Origin of the sequence: Pseudomonas sp. P9_31 (genome assembly GCF_034008235.1) — a bacterium.
GTDB lineage: Bacteria > Pseudomonadota > Gammaproteobacteria > Pseudomonadales > Pseudomonadaceae > Aquipseudomonas.
Genome location: NZ_CP125375.1, coordinates 3,125,137 through 3,141,047 on the forward strand (window position 1 = coordinate 3,125,137; position 15,911 = coordinate 3,141,047).

A 15,911-nucleotide genomic window follows, 5' to 3' on the forward strand; every position below is an offset into this window, starting at 1 on the left:
CGGGGCATCTCCTGCGCGCCACCCGCCGGTCTCAGCATTGCTAGCAACTAACATTCGTTAATTGATAAAAATGATGAGGCGCCAAAATGGCAGATTTATACGAAAACCCAATGGGCCTGATGGGTTTTGAGTTCATCGAATTCGCATCGCCGACCCCGAACACCCTGGAGCCGATCTTCGAGATCATGGGCTTCACCAAGGTCGCGACCCACCGCTCCAAAGACGTGCACCTGTATCGCCAGGGCGCGATCAACCTGATCCTCAACAACGAACCCCACAGCGTGGCCTCGTACTTCGCGGCCGAGCACGGTCCGTCGGTGTGCGGCATGGCGTTCCGCGTCAAGGATTCGCAAAAGGCCTACAAGCGAGCCCTGGAACTCGGCGCCCAGCCGATCCACATCGAAACCGGCCCGATGGAGCTGCATCTGCCGGCGATCAAAGGCATCGGCGGCGCGCCGCTGTACCTGATCGACCGTTTTGGTGAAGGCAGTTCGATCTACGACATCGACTTCGTGTTCATCGAAGGCGTGGACCGCAATCCGATCGGGGCCGGTCTGAAGATCATCGATCACCTGACCCACAACGTGTATCGCGGTCGCATGGCCTACTGGGCCAACTTCTACGAGAAACTGTTCAACTTCCGTGAAATCCGCTACTTCGATATCAAAGGCGAATACACCGGCCTGACCTCCAAGGCCATGACCGCGCCGGATGGCATGATCCGTATCCCGCTGAACGAAGAATCGTCCAAGGGCGCCGGGCAGATCGAAGAGTTCCTGATGCAATTCAACGGCGAGGGCATCCAGCACGTGGCGTTCCTCAGCGACGACCTGATCAAGACCTGGGATCACCTGAAAAGCATCGGCATGCGCTTCATGACACCGCCGCCAGACACCTACTACGAAATGCTCGAAGGCCGTTTACCGAACCACGGCGAGCCGGTCGATCAACTGCAAGCGCGGGGCATTTTGCTGGATGGCTCGTCCGAGGCGGGCGACAAGCGTCTGCTGCTACAGATTTTCTCGGAAACCCTGATGGGGCCGGTATTCTTTGAGTTCATCCAGCGTAAAGGCGACGATGGCTTTGGTGAGGGTAACTTCAAGGCACTGTTCGAATCCATCGAGCGTGACCAGGTTCGTCGGGGTGTGCTCTCCACTGACTAAGCTGGTTCAGCTGTAGAAAAGCCCGGTCAGCAGCAATGCTGGCCGGGCTTTTTTGGGCTGACGCAATGCCCGCTCCCACAGGAGGCGTCATCGCTTGGCTTATCGTCGAAGACGCATCAAATGCTTGAACCCTTCAAACACCAACACCACCACCGCCAGCCAGATCGCAATGTAGGTCAGCCATTCGCCGGCCTTGATGCTTTCCCCCAGCAGCAACGCAACGCCGAGCAACAGCACGGGTTCGACGTAACTCAACAGCCCGAACAGGCTGAACGGCAGCAGCCGGCTGGCTATGATGTAGACCACCAGTGCTGAAGCGCTGATCACGCCGAGCAGCGGAATCAGCAGCGACAGCCACGGATGTTGGTCGAAGACGCCGAAGCCTTGTTCACCTCCCTGCACGAACCAGAGCGCCACCGGCAGCATCAAGGTCATGTCCAGCCAGAGCCCGCCGAGGTTGTCTGTTGCAAGGTGCTTGCGCAGGATGAAATAGATCGGATAGCCGACCACCACCAGCAAAGTCGCCCAGGAAAAACCGCCGACCTGATACAACTCATTGAGCACGCCGAGACTGGCGAAGAACACGGCTATTGTCTGCAGGTAGGAAAGACGTTCGCCATAGGCGATTCGCCCGGTCAGGACCATGGACAGCGGCAACAGGAAATACCCGAGCGACACATCAAGGCTATAGCCGTTGAGCGGCGCCCACATGAATAGCCAGAGTTGCAGGCCCAGCAGCGTTGCAGAGCCGATCAGGCCGATGATCAATTTCGGCGTGTTGATCAGCCGGCCAAGCAGCTCCACCACACGCTTCCATTCGCCGGACACCACCATGAACACAGTCATGCACGGCGCGGTCAGCAGCATCCGCCAACCGAAGATCTCCACGCCGCTCAAGGGTGAAAGCAGCGAAGTGTAGTAATACATGACGGCAAACAGCATCGAGGCTGTGACCGATAGAGCGATGCCTTTAGACAAACTGCCCTCGCGAGGTTGAACGTGAAACGGGTGCGGAGGATACGTGGTTTTCGAAGCGAATATTGTCCGAACGATCAACACACAACGAGTGTGGCAGAAGCACAAGCAAATGGTGGATGCAAAACCGCCATCGCGGGCAAGCCCGCTCCCACAGTTGATCGTGATTGACTGTAGATCTGGCGGGCCACACAAAACCCTGTGGGAGCGGGCTTGCCCGCGATTAATCTCAAGCCGTACGCGGTTTACGACCTGACACAAAGTGGCTGACGTCATTGAACCCCGGCGTCGACGAATGCCCTGGTGTCACCAACGAATCAATAAACGCCTCGTCCTCAGCCGTGATCTTCACTGCCTGCGCCTTGGTGTAGGCGTCCCACTGTTGTTCGGTGCGCGGGCCGACGATGGCCGAGGTGACGGCGCTGTTGTTCAGCACCCAGGCAATGGCGAACTCGACGATGCCCACGCCACGACCCTGGGTGTACTCCTGGATCTGTTGGGCAATGCGCAAGGACTCGACCCGCCATTCGGTTTCCAGAATGCGTTTGTCCTGGCGACCGGCGCGGCTGTTGGCGTCCGGTGTCACATCCGGCGCGTACTTGCCGCTGAGCACACCGCGCGCCAGCGGACTGTAAGGCACCACGCCCAGGCCATAGCTTTGCGCGGCGGTGAGCTGCTCGGTTTCCGCCTGACGGTTGACGATGTTGTACAGCGGCTGGCTGATGACAGGCCTGTCGACACCGAGTTTGTCGGCGATGCGGATGACTTCGGCGATACGCCAGCCACGGTAATTCGACAAACCCCAGTAGCGGATCTTGCCCTGGCGGATCAAATCGCCGATGGCAGACACCGTGACGTCCAGCGGCGTGTCGTGGTCTTCGCGGTGCAGGTAATAGATGTCCAGATAATCGGTGCCCAACCGCGTCAGGCTGGCGTCGATGCCGTTGAACAGGTGCTTGCGGCTCAGGCCGCTACGGTTCGGCACGCCGTCCACCGGGCCGTAGCCGACCTTGGTGGCGAGTACCCATTCGTGGCGGCGGCTGGCGATCGCTTCACCGACGATCTCTTCGGAGCGGCCGTTGGTGTAGACGTCCGCGGTGTCGATGAAGTTGATGCCCTGGTCCCAGGCCTTGTCGATGATTCGCAGGGAATCTTCGGTGCTGGTCTGTTCGCCGAACATCATGGTGCCCAATGTGAGGGTCGACACCTGTAAACCCGAATGACCCAGCGTGCGATAGCTCATGAGGAAATCCTTTTACCGGTCAGAAAGGCCTAATCAAATACCAGAACCGTGGCCGGGAGCAATCTGAATTATCGGCTCCTACACTGGATAAGTGGCAATAAACAGCAATGTTTAAAAGGCATCGATGGATGCTCTCAGAGGCTACACATTCTTGCGCCGTTGCCTACGACTGCGCCAGAATCCGCCGGCTAGTGCGCCTTGGGCCCGGGCTATATCGTTTCCTTGTCGCTGAAAAACAGCGATCGGGTTTGGTAGCCCGGGTCTCTATTTTCAAAGCACGACCTTTCGCCGAGATTTTTCGTCTCGTCTTTATGGTGGTCATGCGCAGGGCGCCTTCGGGCGCGCCGTTTTCCTGGAGCCCGGTCTACCAACCTGCGTCTGGCCACCACCCTTCGTTTGGTAGCGAGAGTGATGGCTCCTTTTAAGTGCTTTAGGAGTTTCATCTATGTTCAAACCAACGCCAAATCCTCCGGAAACAGACGACGTTTCCCCCTACGAATCCCTCGATTCCAAAAAACTCCACGAAGCCGCCGACCGCGCCCTCGACCACTACCTCAAACCCCCAACTCCCAAAGACACCAAGCGCAAACCCAGCACCATTTACCATGTCGGCGCGAAGGTCGATAACGAAACCCTGCTGGTCAACGCCTGCGAATCCCTGGCGTCAGCGAGCGTGATGCTCAGTGAGTTCGCCGGGTTGATGGACATGCCTCATCGCAACATGATGCTGGGGATTCAGCAGGTGGTCATGCTCGGCGAGCTGGCAGTCAACCGGGTGCTGGATAACCTCGATCCTCAGAACTGAGCGATCCACTGTGGCGAGGGTGCTTGCTCCCGCTCGGCTGCGCAGCAGTCGTAAAACCAGCGATTGCGGTTTATCTGATGCATCTGGGTTGAATGGTTTTGGGGTCGCTTCGCAACCCAGCGGGAGCAAGCTCCCTCGCCACAAAAGCATTTGCATATGCCCGAAATGAGAAACGGCCCGAAAGGGCCGTTTTTGTTTTTGCTGAACCTTAAACCCGCAACGTCCGCGTCATCCGCAACGCCAGCAAACTCCCGCAAACAATCACACCCGCCAGCAGATACAACGCCGCATCGGTCGAACCGGTGCTGTCCTTGACCCAACCCACCAGATACGGGCTAAGGAAACCCGCCATCTGCCCCATGGAGTTAATCAACGCCAACCCACCGGCAGCCGCACCGGCGCTGAGCATCGCCGTCGGCACCGGCCAGAACATCGGCAAACCGGTGAGGGCGCCCATGGTGGCGAGTGTCAGCCCGAGGATGGCGATGGCCGGGTTGGCGGCGAAGTTCACCGCGATCAGCAGACCGACTGCGCCCATCAGCATCGGCACCACCAAATGCCAGCGACGCTCTTTGCGCAGGTCCGCCGAGCGGCCCACCATCAACATGAACACCGCCGCCAGCAAGTACGGAATCGCGCTGAGCCAACCAATCACCAGGTTATCGCTGAAACCCAGGTTCTTGATGATCGACGGCAACCAGAAGTTGATCGCATAGACGCCGCTCTGGATGCAGAAGTAAATCAGGCCGAAGGCCCAGATCGCCGGGTTCTTGAACACCGCGCGCAGGGAGTCGGTGGTGGTTTTCGGTTTGCTGGCCAGGTCTTCTGCGTGATCGGCCTCAAGCACCGAACGCTCGTAAGGGGTCAGCCACTTGGCGTTGGCGTAACTGTCGCTGAGCAGGAAGTAGGCGAGGGCGCCGAGAATAACCGTCGGAATGCCTTGCAGCAGGAACATCCACTGCCAGCCCGCCAACCCCGCCTGGCCGGCGCCGAAGTGGTTGAGGATCCAGCCGGAAAACGGGCTGCCGAGCAGGCCGGACACCGGGATCGCCGACATGAACAGCGCCATGATGCGGCCACGGCGGAACGTCGGGAACCACTGCGAAAGGTAGAGCACCACGCCGGGGAAGAACCCGGCTTCGGCGGCACCGGTGAAAAGGCGCAGGGTGTAGAACTCGGTGGGTGTGGTGACGAACAGCAGGCAAGCCGAGAGCATGCCCCAAGTGATCATCATCAGCGCGATCCAGCGTCGCGGGCCGAATCGGGTCAGGGCCAGGTTGCTCGGTACGCCGCACAGTACGTAGCCGATGAAGAAGATTCCGGCGCCTAGGCCGTACACGGTTTCGCTGAATTTCAGCGCGTCGAGCATCTGCAGTTTGGCAAACCCGACGTTCACCCGGTCGAGGTAGTTGAACAAGTAGCAGATGAAGATGAAGGGAATCAAACGCAGGGTAATGCGTTTGTAGACGGCGTTCTTGTCGTCAGCGTTGGCCAGGGTAGCTGTGGCGCTCTGTGACATGGCGGGCTCTCTCTTTATTATGATTTTTTGCGACGCAAGGGTAACGTTGATCGCCCATTGAGTCTCGGCCACCCCTTGGGTGGTTGTCTTTGTGCCTGAGCACAGGGTTTGCGACCAAGGCCTGTGCGGGTGAACAACCCGTTCCATCACGTTTCAAGGAACCGCGCTATGTTCGAACTCGATCACGACCTGGCCCAGGACATCGTCGACCGGGCTATGGCCATCCTGCCGTACAACGTCAATGTCATGGACAGTCAGGGGCTGATTCTCGGCAGCGGCGAGCCGGAGCGCATCAACACCCGCCATGAAGGCGCGCAACTGGTGCTGGCCAACGGGCGCGTGGTGGAGATCGACGCGCAAACCGCGATTCACCTCAAAGGCGTGCAGCCGGGGATCAACCTGCCGCTGTTACTCGATCGGCGTTTGATTGGTGTGCTGGGTCTCACCGGCGAACCCGAGCAATTGCGCACCTACGCCGAACTGGTGCGCATGACTGCCGAGATGTTGGTGGGCCAACGCAATCAACAGGCCGAGCAGCAATGGCGGCGCCAGCGTTGCGACGATCTGCTGGCGCTGCTGCTCAGCGAAGCGGGGGATTCGCCGCGGTTGCTGGACGAAGCGCAACAACTGGGGCTCAAACCGCAGTTGACGCGGGTGCCGTACCTGTTCGAGTTGGGCCTGGAACACGGCCCGGGCCAGACCGTCGAAGCGCTCAGCGCCTGGTTGATGTCGCGCTACCCGGACAGTTGGTGTGTGAGCTCGGCCAAATCTTCGTTGCTCTGGTGCCGACCGGCCACGCCTGCGGTCGAGAACGAGCGGCTGCTGGAGAAACTCGATGGCCTGGGCTGGAACATTTTACGCATCGCCGTGGGCGGGCAGGCTGATGGATTGTCGGGGTTGCGCCGCTGCTATCGGCGGGTCGGTGACTTGCTGGCCTACGGACGTGATGTGTTGCCGCACTCGCGTTTGCTGACCCTGAACCGTTATCGGTTGCCGGTGATGCTCTGGCGGCACCGCAACGACGATGCGCTGGATGAACTGCTGCGGCCGCTGCGCAAAGTCATCGCCAAGGATGGTAACGGCCAACTGCTGGCGACCCTGCGCAGTTGGTGCGAGCACGACGGCCAGAGCCAGGCCTGTGCCGATGCCCTGGGCATCCACCGCAACAGCTTGCGTTATCGCATGGAACGGATTGCCGAACTCAGCGGCGTTGATCCGCTGAAGCTGGACGGGATGCTCGCGCTGTACCTCGGCGTCCAGCTCCTGCCCCAGGCAGACGCCAACCCATGAATCACACAATTCCCTGTGGGAGCGGCGGTGCGGCGATCCGACTTGCCCGCGAAGAAGCCATCACGTCCAACATGCATGGTGACTGACACACCGTCATCGCAGGCAAGCCCGCTCCCACAATGATTTGTGGTGGTGCACAGATTTGTGAACGACGCTGCATCCGCAGGGTTTTGTGGAAATGAACAATAATCCTCATGGCCGCTTGTGCAACGGACCGGCGTTATTGTTCATGGCGGCTGGCAGCATGGATGCATTGGAACTGGAGAACTCGCATGAAAATCGTCATCGCCCCCGATTCGTTCAAGGACAGCCTGAGTGCCCAAGGTGTGGCCGAGGCCATTGCGTTGGGATTGGCGCAAGTCTGGCCGGACGCGCAATTGCTCAAGTGCCCGATGGCTGACGGTGGGGAAGGCACGGTCGAGTCGATTCTGGCCGCGTGCGACGGAGAACTGCGCCGCACCCGTGTTCGCGGGCCATTGGGTGCAACGGTCGATGCCGCTTGGGGCTGGTTGCCACACAGCCACACCGCGATCATCGAAATGGCCGAGGCCAGTGGTCTGCAATTGGTCCCGCCTAACCTGCGCGATGCGTGCACCAGCAGTACCTTCGGCACCGGTGAATTGATCCGCGCCGCGCTGGATGCAGGGGCGCAACGGGTGATTCTGGCGATTGGTGGCAGCGCCACCAACGATGGCGGCGCCGGGGCAATGCAGGCCCTGGGTGTGAAACTGCTGGACGCTCAAGGCCAAGCCCTGGCGCCGGGCGGTCTGGCCTTGGCGCAACTGGCCCGTCTCGATCCGAGCGACATCGACCCGCGTCTGGTCAAGGTGCGCTTCGACATCGCCGCCGACGTCGATAATCCGTTGTGCGGCCCTCACGGCGCGTCCGCGATTTTCGGCCCGCAGAAAGGTGCGTCGCCCGAGCAAGTCCTGCAACTGGACCACGCTCTCGGGCATTTTGCCGAGCTCTGCGCGCAAGCCCTGGGCAACGACGTGCGCGATGAACCGGGCAGCGGCGCGGCGGGTGGCTTGGGGTTTGCGGCGAAGGCGTTTCTCGGCGCGCAATTCCAGGCCGGTGTGGAAGTGGTCGCCGAACTGGTGGGGCTGGCCGAGGCGGTCAAAGGCGCCGACCTGGTGATCACCGGCGAAGGTCGTTTCGATGCCCAAACGTTGCGCGGCAAAACGCCGTTTGGCGTGGCGCGCATTGCACGCCAGCACGGTGTGCCCGTCATTGTCATCGCCGGCACCTTGGGCGAGGGCTATCAGGCCCTGTACGAGCATGGCATCGATGCGGCCTTTGCATTGGCGAGCGGGCCGATGACATTGGAGCAGGCCTGCGCCGAGGCACCGCGTTTGTTGCGTGATCGCGGCAGTGACATCGCACGGGTTTGGCGGGTGGCTACCCGAAGCAATTGAACACCGCAGCCCTTGTGGGAGCGAGCCTGCTCGCGATAGCGGCGGGTCAGCCAATATTGATGTTGAATGTGCCGCCGTCATCGCGAGCAGGCTCGCTCCCACAAGGGCTGCACCTCGCGTGGCATGTGTTTCACCGCTGAAACACTTCTGTTCCCCATGGAAAATATTTCTCCAGCCCTCTGCAAAAAACCTCAACTGCGGCCGATACAACGAATAGGCGTACACACACCTATTACAACAGTGGCGCCAAACTGAAAGGCACGCGCCATCGCCCGCCCGACAGTGATCACGGCAAGGATGCTCGCCGCTTCAATTACCGAGATCATCCTATGTCACTGCGTAATCTGAACATCGCGCCTCGAGCTTTCCTGGGTTTCGCCTTCATTGCCTTGCTCGTTATCGTGCTGGGTGTGTTTGCGGTGAGCCGCATGTCGATCATCCGACAGGCCTCCGTGGACATGCAAAGCAATCAGCTACCCAGCGTCGGCTTCCTGGGCACCATGACCGAAAACGTGCTGCGTCTGCGCATTCTCTCGTTCCGGGTTCTGGTGAACCGTGAGCCCGCGAGCCTGCAAGAAGCCGAAACCCGAATCGGGGTGCTGGTGGACAAGGTCAAGCAAGCACAGGCCGGTTATGCGGCATTGCCGGCCGACGGTGAGGAAGCGGCGTTATTCAAGACATTTTCGGTCACGCTGGACAAATACCTGCAAGCCGTGCGCGAGATGACGGATCTTTCGCGGCAGAACAAACTGGAGGAAATGCGCAACCTGATCAATACCCGGGTCAAGGAAGGCACCGATCAGATGGGCGAGCAGTTGAACAGGCTGATCGCCATCAACAAGGCTGACGCGACGGCGGCCGACGTCGAGGCCAACGAGCAGTATGCCTTTGCCACCAACGGCATCATCGTGGTCTCGGTGGTTGCGGCCTTGATGACCGTGCTACTGGCCTGGCTGTTGACCCGCAGCATTCTCACGCCGCTGAACCGTGCAGTGCTCGCAGCCGAAACCATTGCCGGCGGCAACCTGAGCAAAGTCATTGAGGTCGACGGCAACGACGAACCGGCCCGTTTACTCGGCGCCTTGTCCGCCATGCAGACCAACCTGCGCAAAACCATTGAGCAGATCGCCGGCTCCGCGACGCAACTGGGTGCGGCCGCTGAAGAACTCAGCACCGTGACGCAAGAAGCGTCCCGTGGCCTGCAACAGCAAAACAACGAAATCGAACAGGCGGCCACCGCCGTCAACGAAATGACTGCCGCGGTGGAAGAAGTGGCGCGCAATGCGGTGTCGACTTCGGAAGCCTCGAACCAGTCGACCCAGGCGGCACACGAAGGTCGTAACCGGGTGGTGGAAACCGTCGACGCCATTCAGACCATGACCCACGACGTGCGAAACACTGCGCTGATGATCGAGGGCCTGGCCGCTCAGGGGCGCGACATCGGCAAAGTGCTGGACGTGATCCGCGCCATTGCCGAGCAGACCAACCTGCTGGCCCTCAATGCCGCGATTGAGGCCGCCCGTGCCGGGGAGGCCGGGCGTGGCTTTGCGGTGGTGGCGGACGAAGTCCGGGCGCTGGCCCATCGCACCGCGCAATCGACCCAGGAAATCGAGAAAATGGTGGCCGGCATTCAGAACGGTACCGGTGAGGCGGTTTCGTCGATGCAACAAAGCAATCAGCGCACCCAAAGCACCCTGGAAATGGCCCGCGCCGCAGGTGTCGCGCTGGAGCAGATCACTCAATCGATTCAGCTGATCAACGAACGCAACCTGGTGATCGCCAGCGCTTCGGAGGAACAGGCTCAGGTGTCCCGTGAAGTCGACCGCAACCTGGTGAACATCCGTGACCTGGCCACCCAGTCGGCCGCCGGTGCCGATCAGACCAGCGCCGCCACCCACGAACTGTCGCGGCTGGCGGTAGATTTGAACGCAATGGTGGCGCGTTTCGTGATTTGAGATAGGGTTGAGACTGGACCTCGCGCGTTAGGAGAAGTACATGCGCTATTCAGCCTTGACCCAACGAATCTCCGGTGACGGAGCAGCAGCCTGGAAGATTCATGATCGAGCGCTGGAGCTGCGAGAGCAGGGCGTCGACGTGCTGCTGCTGTCGATCGGCGATCCGGATTTCGACACCCCGCTGCCAATCATTCACGCCGCCATCGACAGCCTGCTGGCCGGCGACACCCATTATTCGGATGTACGCGGCTCCCACACACTGCGCAGCAGCATCGCCCGCCGTCATCAGCAGCGCAGCGGCCAGGAGGTGGACGCCGACCATGTGATCGTGCTGCCCGGTGCGCAGTGCGCGGTGTATTCGGTTGCGCAGTGCCTGCTCGATCCGGGTGATGAAGTGATCGTCGCCGAGCCGATGTACGTCACTTATGAAGGGGTGTTCGGCGCCTGCGGGGCTCGCGTGGTGCCGGTGGCCGTGCGTCCGGAGAATGGCTTTCGGGTCGAACCGGCGGATGTCGCGGCACTGATCAGCCCTAAAACCCGGGCTATTCTGCTCAACAGTCCGAACAATCCTTCCGGTGCCAGCCTGTCGTTGAAGAGTTGGCAGGCGTTGGCTGCGTTGTGCATGCAGCATGATCTCTGGCTGATCAGCGATGAGGTCTACAGCGATTTGTTATTTGAAGGCGAACACATCAGCCCGGCCAGCCTGCCCGGCATGGCCGAGCGCACGGCGACCGTCAACAGTCTGTCCAAATCCCATGCCATGACCGGCTGGCGAGTGGGTTGGATGATCGGCCCCAAACCGCTGGCCGACCACGTGATGCATCTGTCGTTGTGCATGCTGTTCGGGATTCCGGATTTCGTCCAGAACGCCGCGCAGGTGGCGCTCGATAAAGACTTGCCTGACGTGGCGTTGATGCGCGAGGAATATCGCCAGCGTCGCGATCTGGTGTGCGCGAGGTTGAGCGGTTGTCCCGGTATCCGGCCGATCAAGCCCGATGGCGGGATGTTCGTCATGGTCGATGTGCGCCAGACCGGCCTTGGTGCCCAAGGTTTTGCCGAGCGCTTGCTGGAAGGTTATGGCGTGTCGGTGCTGGCCGGTGAAGCCTTCGGGCCAAGTGCGGCGGGGCATATTCGCATTGGGCTGGTGGTGGATCAGGTGAAGCTGGCGGATGCGTGTCAGCGGATTGCCTTGTGTGCGGTGGATTTGTTGCAAGTGCGGCGGGCTTGAGGGATTTGTGTTGTTTGGGCTGGCCTCTTCGCGAGCAGGCTCGCTCCCACAGGGGATCTGCCTTGGGCACAAATTCGGTGTGCGCCGCAGATCCAATGTGGGAGCGAGCCTGCTCGCGATGGCTATCTGAAAAACACCAAATCCCTTAACCCTTCCACGCTCGCCCATTCACCAGATTCATCGGCCGCTCCCCAGCCAACGCCGCCAACAGATTATCCACCGCACACCGGGCCATGGCCTCCCGTGTCTCATGGGTCGCCGAACCGATATGCGGCGTCGCCACCACGTTGCTTAACTGCAACAGCGGCGAGTCATGGTTCAGCGGCTCACGTTCGAACACATCCAGCCCGGCAGCGCGAATCCGGTTCTGCTGCAATGCCTCGATCAGCGCCGCTTCGTCCACCACCTTGCCCCGGGAAATGTTGATGAAGATGCTCTGCGGGCGCATCAAGGCGAACTCCCTGGCGCCGATCAGCTTTTCGGTTTCGGCGGTCAGCGGCAAGGTCAGGCAAATGAAGTCGGCCTGCTGCAACAACTCGGTCAGGCTGCGGTATTGCGCATTGAAGCGCTGTTCCACCGCCGGTTTCGGCGAATGGCTGTGATACAGAACCGGCATGCCAAAACCGAAGTGCCCGCGTTGCGCCAACGCCTCGCCAATCCGCCCCATGCCGATGATGCCCAGCGTTTTGCCGTGCACATCGCTGCCGAAATGCGCCGGGCCGATGTTGTGGTTCCACTGGCCGGCGCGAACCATGTTCGCCAGTTCCACCACGCGCCGGGCGCTGGCCAGGATCAGCGCGAAGCCGGTGTCGGCGGTGGTCTCGGTCAACACGTCGGGGGTGTTGCTGAGCAAAATCCGCCGTTCGGTCAGGTAGTCGATGTCGTAGTTGTCGACGCCGACGGACACGCTGGCAATGGCTTTCAGGTTCGGCGCCAGATCCAGTAACCCGGCATCCAGTTTCAGGCTGGCGCCGAGCAACCCTTGGGCGCGGGGCAGGGCCTGGCGCAGCTTGGCCAGGCCCTCGGCGTCGAGGCTGTCGATCAACGTCACCTCGGTCTGCTCATGCAGGCGAGCCATCAGCAGTGGCGAGAGTTTCTTGTACAGCACCACCTGTTTTTTCATCGTCGTCATATCAACATCCATTCAGGAATGAGTCGCCATCGGCCGGGCCGTCGCAGCCTTGGCCAAGACCCGGTCACTGGCGCCGGGCTTGAGGAAAATCGTCAGCACCACCGACAGCAGCAACGCGCCGCTCATCAGCAGATAGGACGCACCGGGCGATCCGGTGGAGCTGTTCAGGTAACCGACCAGATAAGAGCCGCCAAACGAACCGAGTGCGCCCATGCTGTTGATCAACGCCATGGCGCCACCGGCCACGTTGGCCGGGAGGATTTCCGGGACGATGGCGAAGAACGGGCCGTACGGGGCATACATGCAGGCGCCGGCAATCACCAGCAGGGTGTAGGACCACCAGAAATGTTCCGCGCCCAGGGCGTAGGAGCCGTAGAACGCAATCGAGGCGATCAGCAGCGGTGGCCAGACAAAGCGTTTGCGCTTTTGCAGTTTGTCCGAGCCCCAGGACACCAGCAGCATGCCGATCACCGCCGCCAGGTACGGCAACGCCGACAGCCAGCCGGCCTCGATCATGTCCATTTGCGCGCCGGCCTTGAGGATCGACGGTAGCCACAGCACGAAACCGTAGACGCCGATGCTCCAGCAGAAGAACTGCAAGGCGAGGATGATCACCTTCGGCGAACGGAAGGCTTCAGCGTAGTTTTTTACCGCTTTGATGCCGACTTGCTCGGCGGCCAGGGCGCTTTCCAGGTCCTGCTTCTCCTGGTCGTCGAGCCACTTGGCCTGAGCCGGACGGTCATCGGCCAGACGCCACCAGATAAACGCCCACAACACTGCCGGCAAGCCTTCGATGATGAACATCCAGCGCCAGTTGAAATGCTGGATCAGGTAGCCCGACACCACCGACATCCAGAGCATGGTCACCGGGTTGCCGAGGATCAGGAAGGTGTTGGCGCGCGAGCGTTCGGCGCGGGTGAACCAGTGGCACAGGTACACCAGCATCGCCGGCATCACCGCGGCTTCGACCACCCCGAGCATGAAGCGAATCACGATCAGCCAGTAGGCGTTGGAGACGATCCCGGTCAAGGTCGCCAGGCCACCCCAGAGGATCAGGCTGACGAAAATCAGTTTCTTCACGCTGTGTTTCTGGGCGTAGATCGCGCCCGGGATCTGGAAGAAGAAATAGCCAAGGAAGAACAGCGCGCCGAGCAGGGAGGACAGGCCTGGGGTGATCATCAGGTCCTTGGCCATGCCGGAGGCGGCGGCGAACCCGTAGTTGGCGCGGTCCAGATACGCCAGGCTGTAGGTGATGAACACGATGGGCATGATGTACCACCAGCGGCGGGTGGCCAGTGTTGCGGTTTTCATAGTGGTGCTCCTGAGCTTGTTGTTTTTGTCGCAGCAGGTAACGGTTTTAAATCTTCAGTGACTATGCGGGCCTCATCGCGGGCAAGCCCGTTCCCACAGGATTTGCGCGAATCCCTGTGGGAGCGGGCTTGCCCGCGATGGCGGCCTCGAATTCAACGGATAACTCCCTTCGATCGGGCAACCCCTCCATATCCCCACGGTTCTGCACCGCGCGGCTGCCGATCCAGTTGGCACGCTGCACGGCGTGGGCAACGCTGTAGTTTTCCAGCAGGGCGCTGATCAGGCCGACGGCAAATCCGTCACCGGCACCGACCGTATCGACCACTGTTTTCACGGGTACGCCTGCAACGAAACCTTCATCGTAATGCGTGCGGTAATACGCGCCGTGCGGGCCAAGCTTGATCGCTACGGCTTCAACGCCCTGGTCGAGGTAAAACGCCGCGATGTCGGCGGGGTCTTCGAAACCGGTGAGCAAACGCCCTTCACTCAAACCCGGCAGCACCCAATGGGCGAGGGCGGCGAGGCGGTTGACCTCGGTGATCATCTGTTGCTCGCTGGCCCACAGACTCGGACGCAGGTTGGGGTCGAACGACACGCTGCGCCCGGCATCGCGCAGGCGGGTCATCAGTTCGAAGGCCATGTCCCGGGCCGATGCAGACAGCGCCGGGGGAATGCCCGTGGCGTGCAAGTGCCGGGCCTTGAGCAGCTCCGGTGCAATCGACCGCACCGACAAATGACTGGCCGCCGAGCCGCGCCGAAAGTATTCGACAACCGGATCGCTGCCATCATCGGCGCGGGATTTGAGCTGGAACCCGGTAGGGTGTGCCGGGTCGATGTCGACATGGCTGCAATCAAGGCCTTCTTTTTTCAGCGTATCGACGACGAACTTGCCGAGAGAGTCCGCGCCAACCCGGCTCAGCCAGGCGACGTTAAACCCCAACCGCGACAAGCCAATGGCGACGTTGCTGTCGGCCCCGGCAATGCGTTTGTGGAACTGGCCGACGTCGGCCAGTTCACCGTGCTGCTCGGCGACGAACATCGCCATGGTTTCGCCGAACGACAGGATATCGATCTCAGACATGCGCAGGCTCCAGGCAGGATTGACCGAGGCGGGCGAGGGTGGCGACATGCTCGGTGGTCAGTTGCACCAGGTCGTCACCTTGCAGTGGATATTCCGCCGCACGCATCACGCCCTGGGGCATGTGTTGCAACAGTTGTCCCCACAGATGCAGGTCGCTGGCGGCCGGTGGCACCGCCACCCGTTTGCCGTCGGCCCGGCGCGCCACCGCTTTGCAGTGCACATAACCGACGTGCCGACCGAGCAACCGCGCGGCGCTGGCGGCCGACTGGTCCTGCCATTGCCAATTGCCGATATCGAAGGTCATTTTGATCGGCAGGTTGTGTTGCTCGACGTCGGCGAAGAAGCGCTGGAAGGGTTCGATTCGGCCACCGTGCAAGGTCTGGTCGTTTTCCACCAGCAACTGTACCGGGCTCTGTTTCAGCTGAAGGGCCAGCGTCTGTAGATCGTTGTTGTCGGTGAAATAACCCAGGGAGACTTTCAGCCATCGGGCGCCGAATGACTCGGCGCGCTTCAGGGTCCAGAGCAGTTCAGGGTTGGGTGTCGAGTGCCCGGCCAGCCACAACTCCAATGGTGAGGAATACACGCTTTCGAGGCCCTTGGATTGGCTGGCATCTGCCAATTGTGCAGGGTCTTCGAGGGTCAGCAGCTCTTCGCGCCATTCGATGTGTGTGGCGCCGGCAGTGGCCAGCATCTGGACGAAACTGCCTTGGCCGCGTTGGCGAACAAGGTCTGCGCCGTAGCTGGACAGGCTGATGGAAACGGGTGGTTTGTTCATCGTTATGCACCTCTGAAAC

Annotated in this window: 13 protein-coding genes and 1 pseudogene; 7 read left to right on the plus strand and 7 right to left on the minus strand. The window is 60.9% G+C overall.

Annotated features, from left to right (window positions below; all coding sequences use genetic code 11):
• The first annotated feature begins 86 nt into the window (after positions 1-86).
• Positions 87-1,163: a 4-hydroxyphenylpyruvate dioxygenase gene (hppD, locus tag QMK51_RS13785; protein WP_258700498.1), complete on the plus strand. Its 1,077-nt coding sequence runs from the start codon at positions 87-89 to the stop codon at positions 1,161-1,163.
• Between the two features lie 99 nt (positions 1,164-1,262).
• On the opposite strand, the gene rarD is transcribed toward hppD, so the two are convergent.
• Positions 1,263-2,141: an EamA family transporter RarD gene (rarD, locus tag QMK51_RS13790; protein ID WP_320394430.1), complete on the minus strand. Its 879-nt coding sequence runs from the start codon at positions 2,139-2,141 to the stop codon at positions 1,263-1,265.
• Between the two features lie 226 nt (positions 2,142-2,367).
• On the minus strand, positions 2,368-3,381 hold the full coding sequence (locus QMK51_RS13795; protein WP_258700500.1) for an aldo/keto reductase: 1,014 nt from the start codon (positions 3,379-3,381) through the stop codon (positions 2,368-2,370).
• A gap of 445 nt (positions 3,382-3,826) precedes the next feature.
• Between QMK51_RS13795 and QMK51_RS13800 the strand changes: the two genes are divergently transcribed.
• Entirely contained in the window at positions 3,827-4,186 is a 360-nt protein-coding gene (locus tag QMK51_RS13800) for a DUF6124 family protein (protein WP_320394431.1), read from the plus strand.
• Positions 4,187-4,394: 208 nt separating this feature from the next.
• Here QMK51_RS13800 and QMK51_RS13805 read toward each other — a convergent pair whose 3' ends face one another.
• Positions 4,395-5,705: an MFS transporter gene (locus QMK51_RS13805; protein WP_320394432.1), complete on the minus strand. Its 1,311-nt coding sequence runs from the start codon at positions 5,703-5,705 to the stop codon at positions 4,395-4,397.
• Positions 5,706-5,873: 168 nt separating this feature from the next.
• Here QMK51_RS13805 and QMK51_RS13810 point away from each other — a divergent pair, with 168 nt between their 5' ends.
• The 5 genes and pseudogenes from QMK51_RS13810 (at position 5,874) to QMK51_RS13825 (ending at position 11,593) form a co-directional block, all read left to right on the plus strand.
• Positions 5,874-6,995, plus strand: a complete 1,122-nt coding sequence (locus QMK51_RS13810; protein WP_320394433.1) for a sugar diacid recognition domain-containing protein — start codon at positions 5,874-5,876, stop codon at positions 6,993-6,995.
• Positions 6,996-7,267: 272 nt separating this feature from the next.
• On the plus strand, positions 7,268-8,410 hold the full coding sequence (locus tag QMK51_RS13815; RefSeq protein WP_320394434.1) for a glycerate kinase: 1,143 nt from the start codon (positions 7,268-7,270) through the stop codon (positions 8,408-8,410).
• Between the two features lie 329 nt (positions 8,411-8,739).
• Positions 8,740-9,507 (plus strand): annotated as a pseudogene (locus tag QMK51_RS28985) (MCP four helix bundle domain-containing protein); the annotation flags it as partial.
• A complete protein-coding gene (locus QMK51_RS28990) occupies positions 9,502-10,365 on the plus strand; it encodes a methyl-accepting chemotaxis protein (protein ID WP_408980629.1) in 864 nt (287 codons plus the stop codon). The pseudogene QMK51_RS28985 and the gene QMK51_RS28990, both read left to right, overlap by 6 nt.
• A 40-nt stretch (positions 10,366-10,405) precedes the next feature.
• Positions 10,406-11,593, plus strand: coding sequence for a pyridoxal phosphate-dependent aminotransferase (locus tag QMK51_RS13825; RefSeq protein WP_320394436.1), 1,188 nt, complete (start codon positions 10,406-10,408; stop codon positions 11,591-11,593).
• Between the two features lie 145 nt (positions 11,594-11,738).
• On the opposite strand, the gene QMK51_RS13830 is transcribed toward QMK51_RS13825, so the two are convergent.
• The 4 genes from QMK51_RS13830 to QMK51_RS13845 form a co-directional block, all read right to left on the minus strand.
• Complete coding sequence (locus QMK51_RS13830) at positions 11,739-12,716, minus strand: D-glycerate dehydrogenase (RefSeq protein ID WP_320394516.1); 978 nt, start codon at positions 12,714-12,716, stop codon at positions 11,739-11,741.
• Positions 12,717-12,737: 21 nt separating this feature from the next.
• A complete protein-coding gene (locus QMK51_RS13835; RefSeq protein WP_320394437.1) occupies positions 12,738-14,036 on the minus strand; it encodes an MFS transporter in 1,299 nt (432 codons plus the stop codon).
• Positions 14,037-14,097: 61 nt separating this feature from the next.
• Complete coding sequence (locus QMK51_RS13840; RefSeq protein WP_320394438.1) at positions 14,098-15,117, minus strand: sugar kinase; 1,020 nt, start codon at positions 15,115-15,117, stop codon at positions 14,098-14,100.
• A complete protein-coding gene (locus tag QMK51_RS13845) occupies positions 15,110-15,892 on the minus strand; it encodes an AP endonuclease (RefSeq protein ID WP_320394439.1) in 783 nt (260 codons plus the stop codon). Before QMK51_RS13845 ends, QMK51_RS13840 begins: the two co-directional genes overlap by 8 nt.
• Between the last annotated feature and the right edge of the window lie 19 nt (positions 15,893-15,911).

Bases quoted from the DNA above. Each gene is read 5' to 3' on its own strand.
- hppD (WP_258700498.1), top strand. From the start codon at position 87: ATGGCAGATTTATACGAAAACCCAATGGGCCTGATGGGTTTTGAGTTC.
- QMK51_RS13795 (WP_258700500.1), bottom strand. From the start codon at position 3,381: ATGAGCTATCGCACGCTGGGTCATTCGGGTTTACAGGTGTCGACCCTC.
- QMK51_RS13800 (WP_320394431.1), top strand. From the start codon at position 3,827: ATGTTCAAACCAACGCCAAATCCTCCGGAAACAGACGACGTTTCCCCC.
- QMK51_RS13805 (WP_320394432.1), bottom strand. From the start codon at position 5,705: ATGTCACAGAGCGCCACAGCTACCCTGGCCAACGCTGACGACAAGAAC.
- QMK51_RS13810 (WP_320394433.1), top strand. From the start codon at position 5,874: ATGTTCGAACTCGATCACGACCTGGCCCAGGACATCGTCGACCGGGCT.
- QMK51_RS13815 (WP_320394434.1), top strand. From the start codon at position 7,268: ATGAAAATCGTCATCGCCCCCGATTCGTTCAAGGACAGCCTGAGTGCC.
- QMK51_RS28990 (WP_408980629.1), top strand. From the start codon at position 9,502: ATGCAGACCAACCTGCGCAAAACCATTGAGCAGATCGCCGGCTCCGCG.
- QMK51_RS13825 (WP_320394436.1), top strand. From the start codon at position 10,406: ATGCGCTATTCAGCCTTGACCCAACGAATCTCCGGTGACGGAGCAGCA.
- QMK51_RS13830 (WP_320394516.1), bottom strand. From the start codon at position 12,716: ATGAAAAAACAGGTGGTGCTGTACAAGAAACTCTCGCCACTGCTGATG.
- QMK51_RS13835 (WP_320394437.1), bottom strand. From the start codon at position 14,036: ATGAAAACCGCAACACTGGCCACCCGCCGCTGGTGGTACATCATGCCC.
- QMK51_RS13840 (WP_320394438.1), bottom strand. From the start codon at position 15,117: ATGTCTGAGATCGATATCCTGTCGTTCGGCGAAACCATGGCGATGTTC.
- QMK51_RS13845 (WP_320394439.1), bottom strand. From the start codon at position 15,892: ATGAACAAACCACCCGTTTCCATCAGCCTGTCCAGCTACGGCGCAGAC.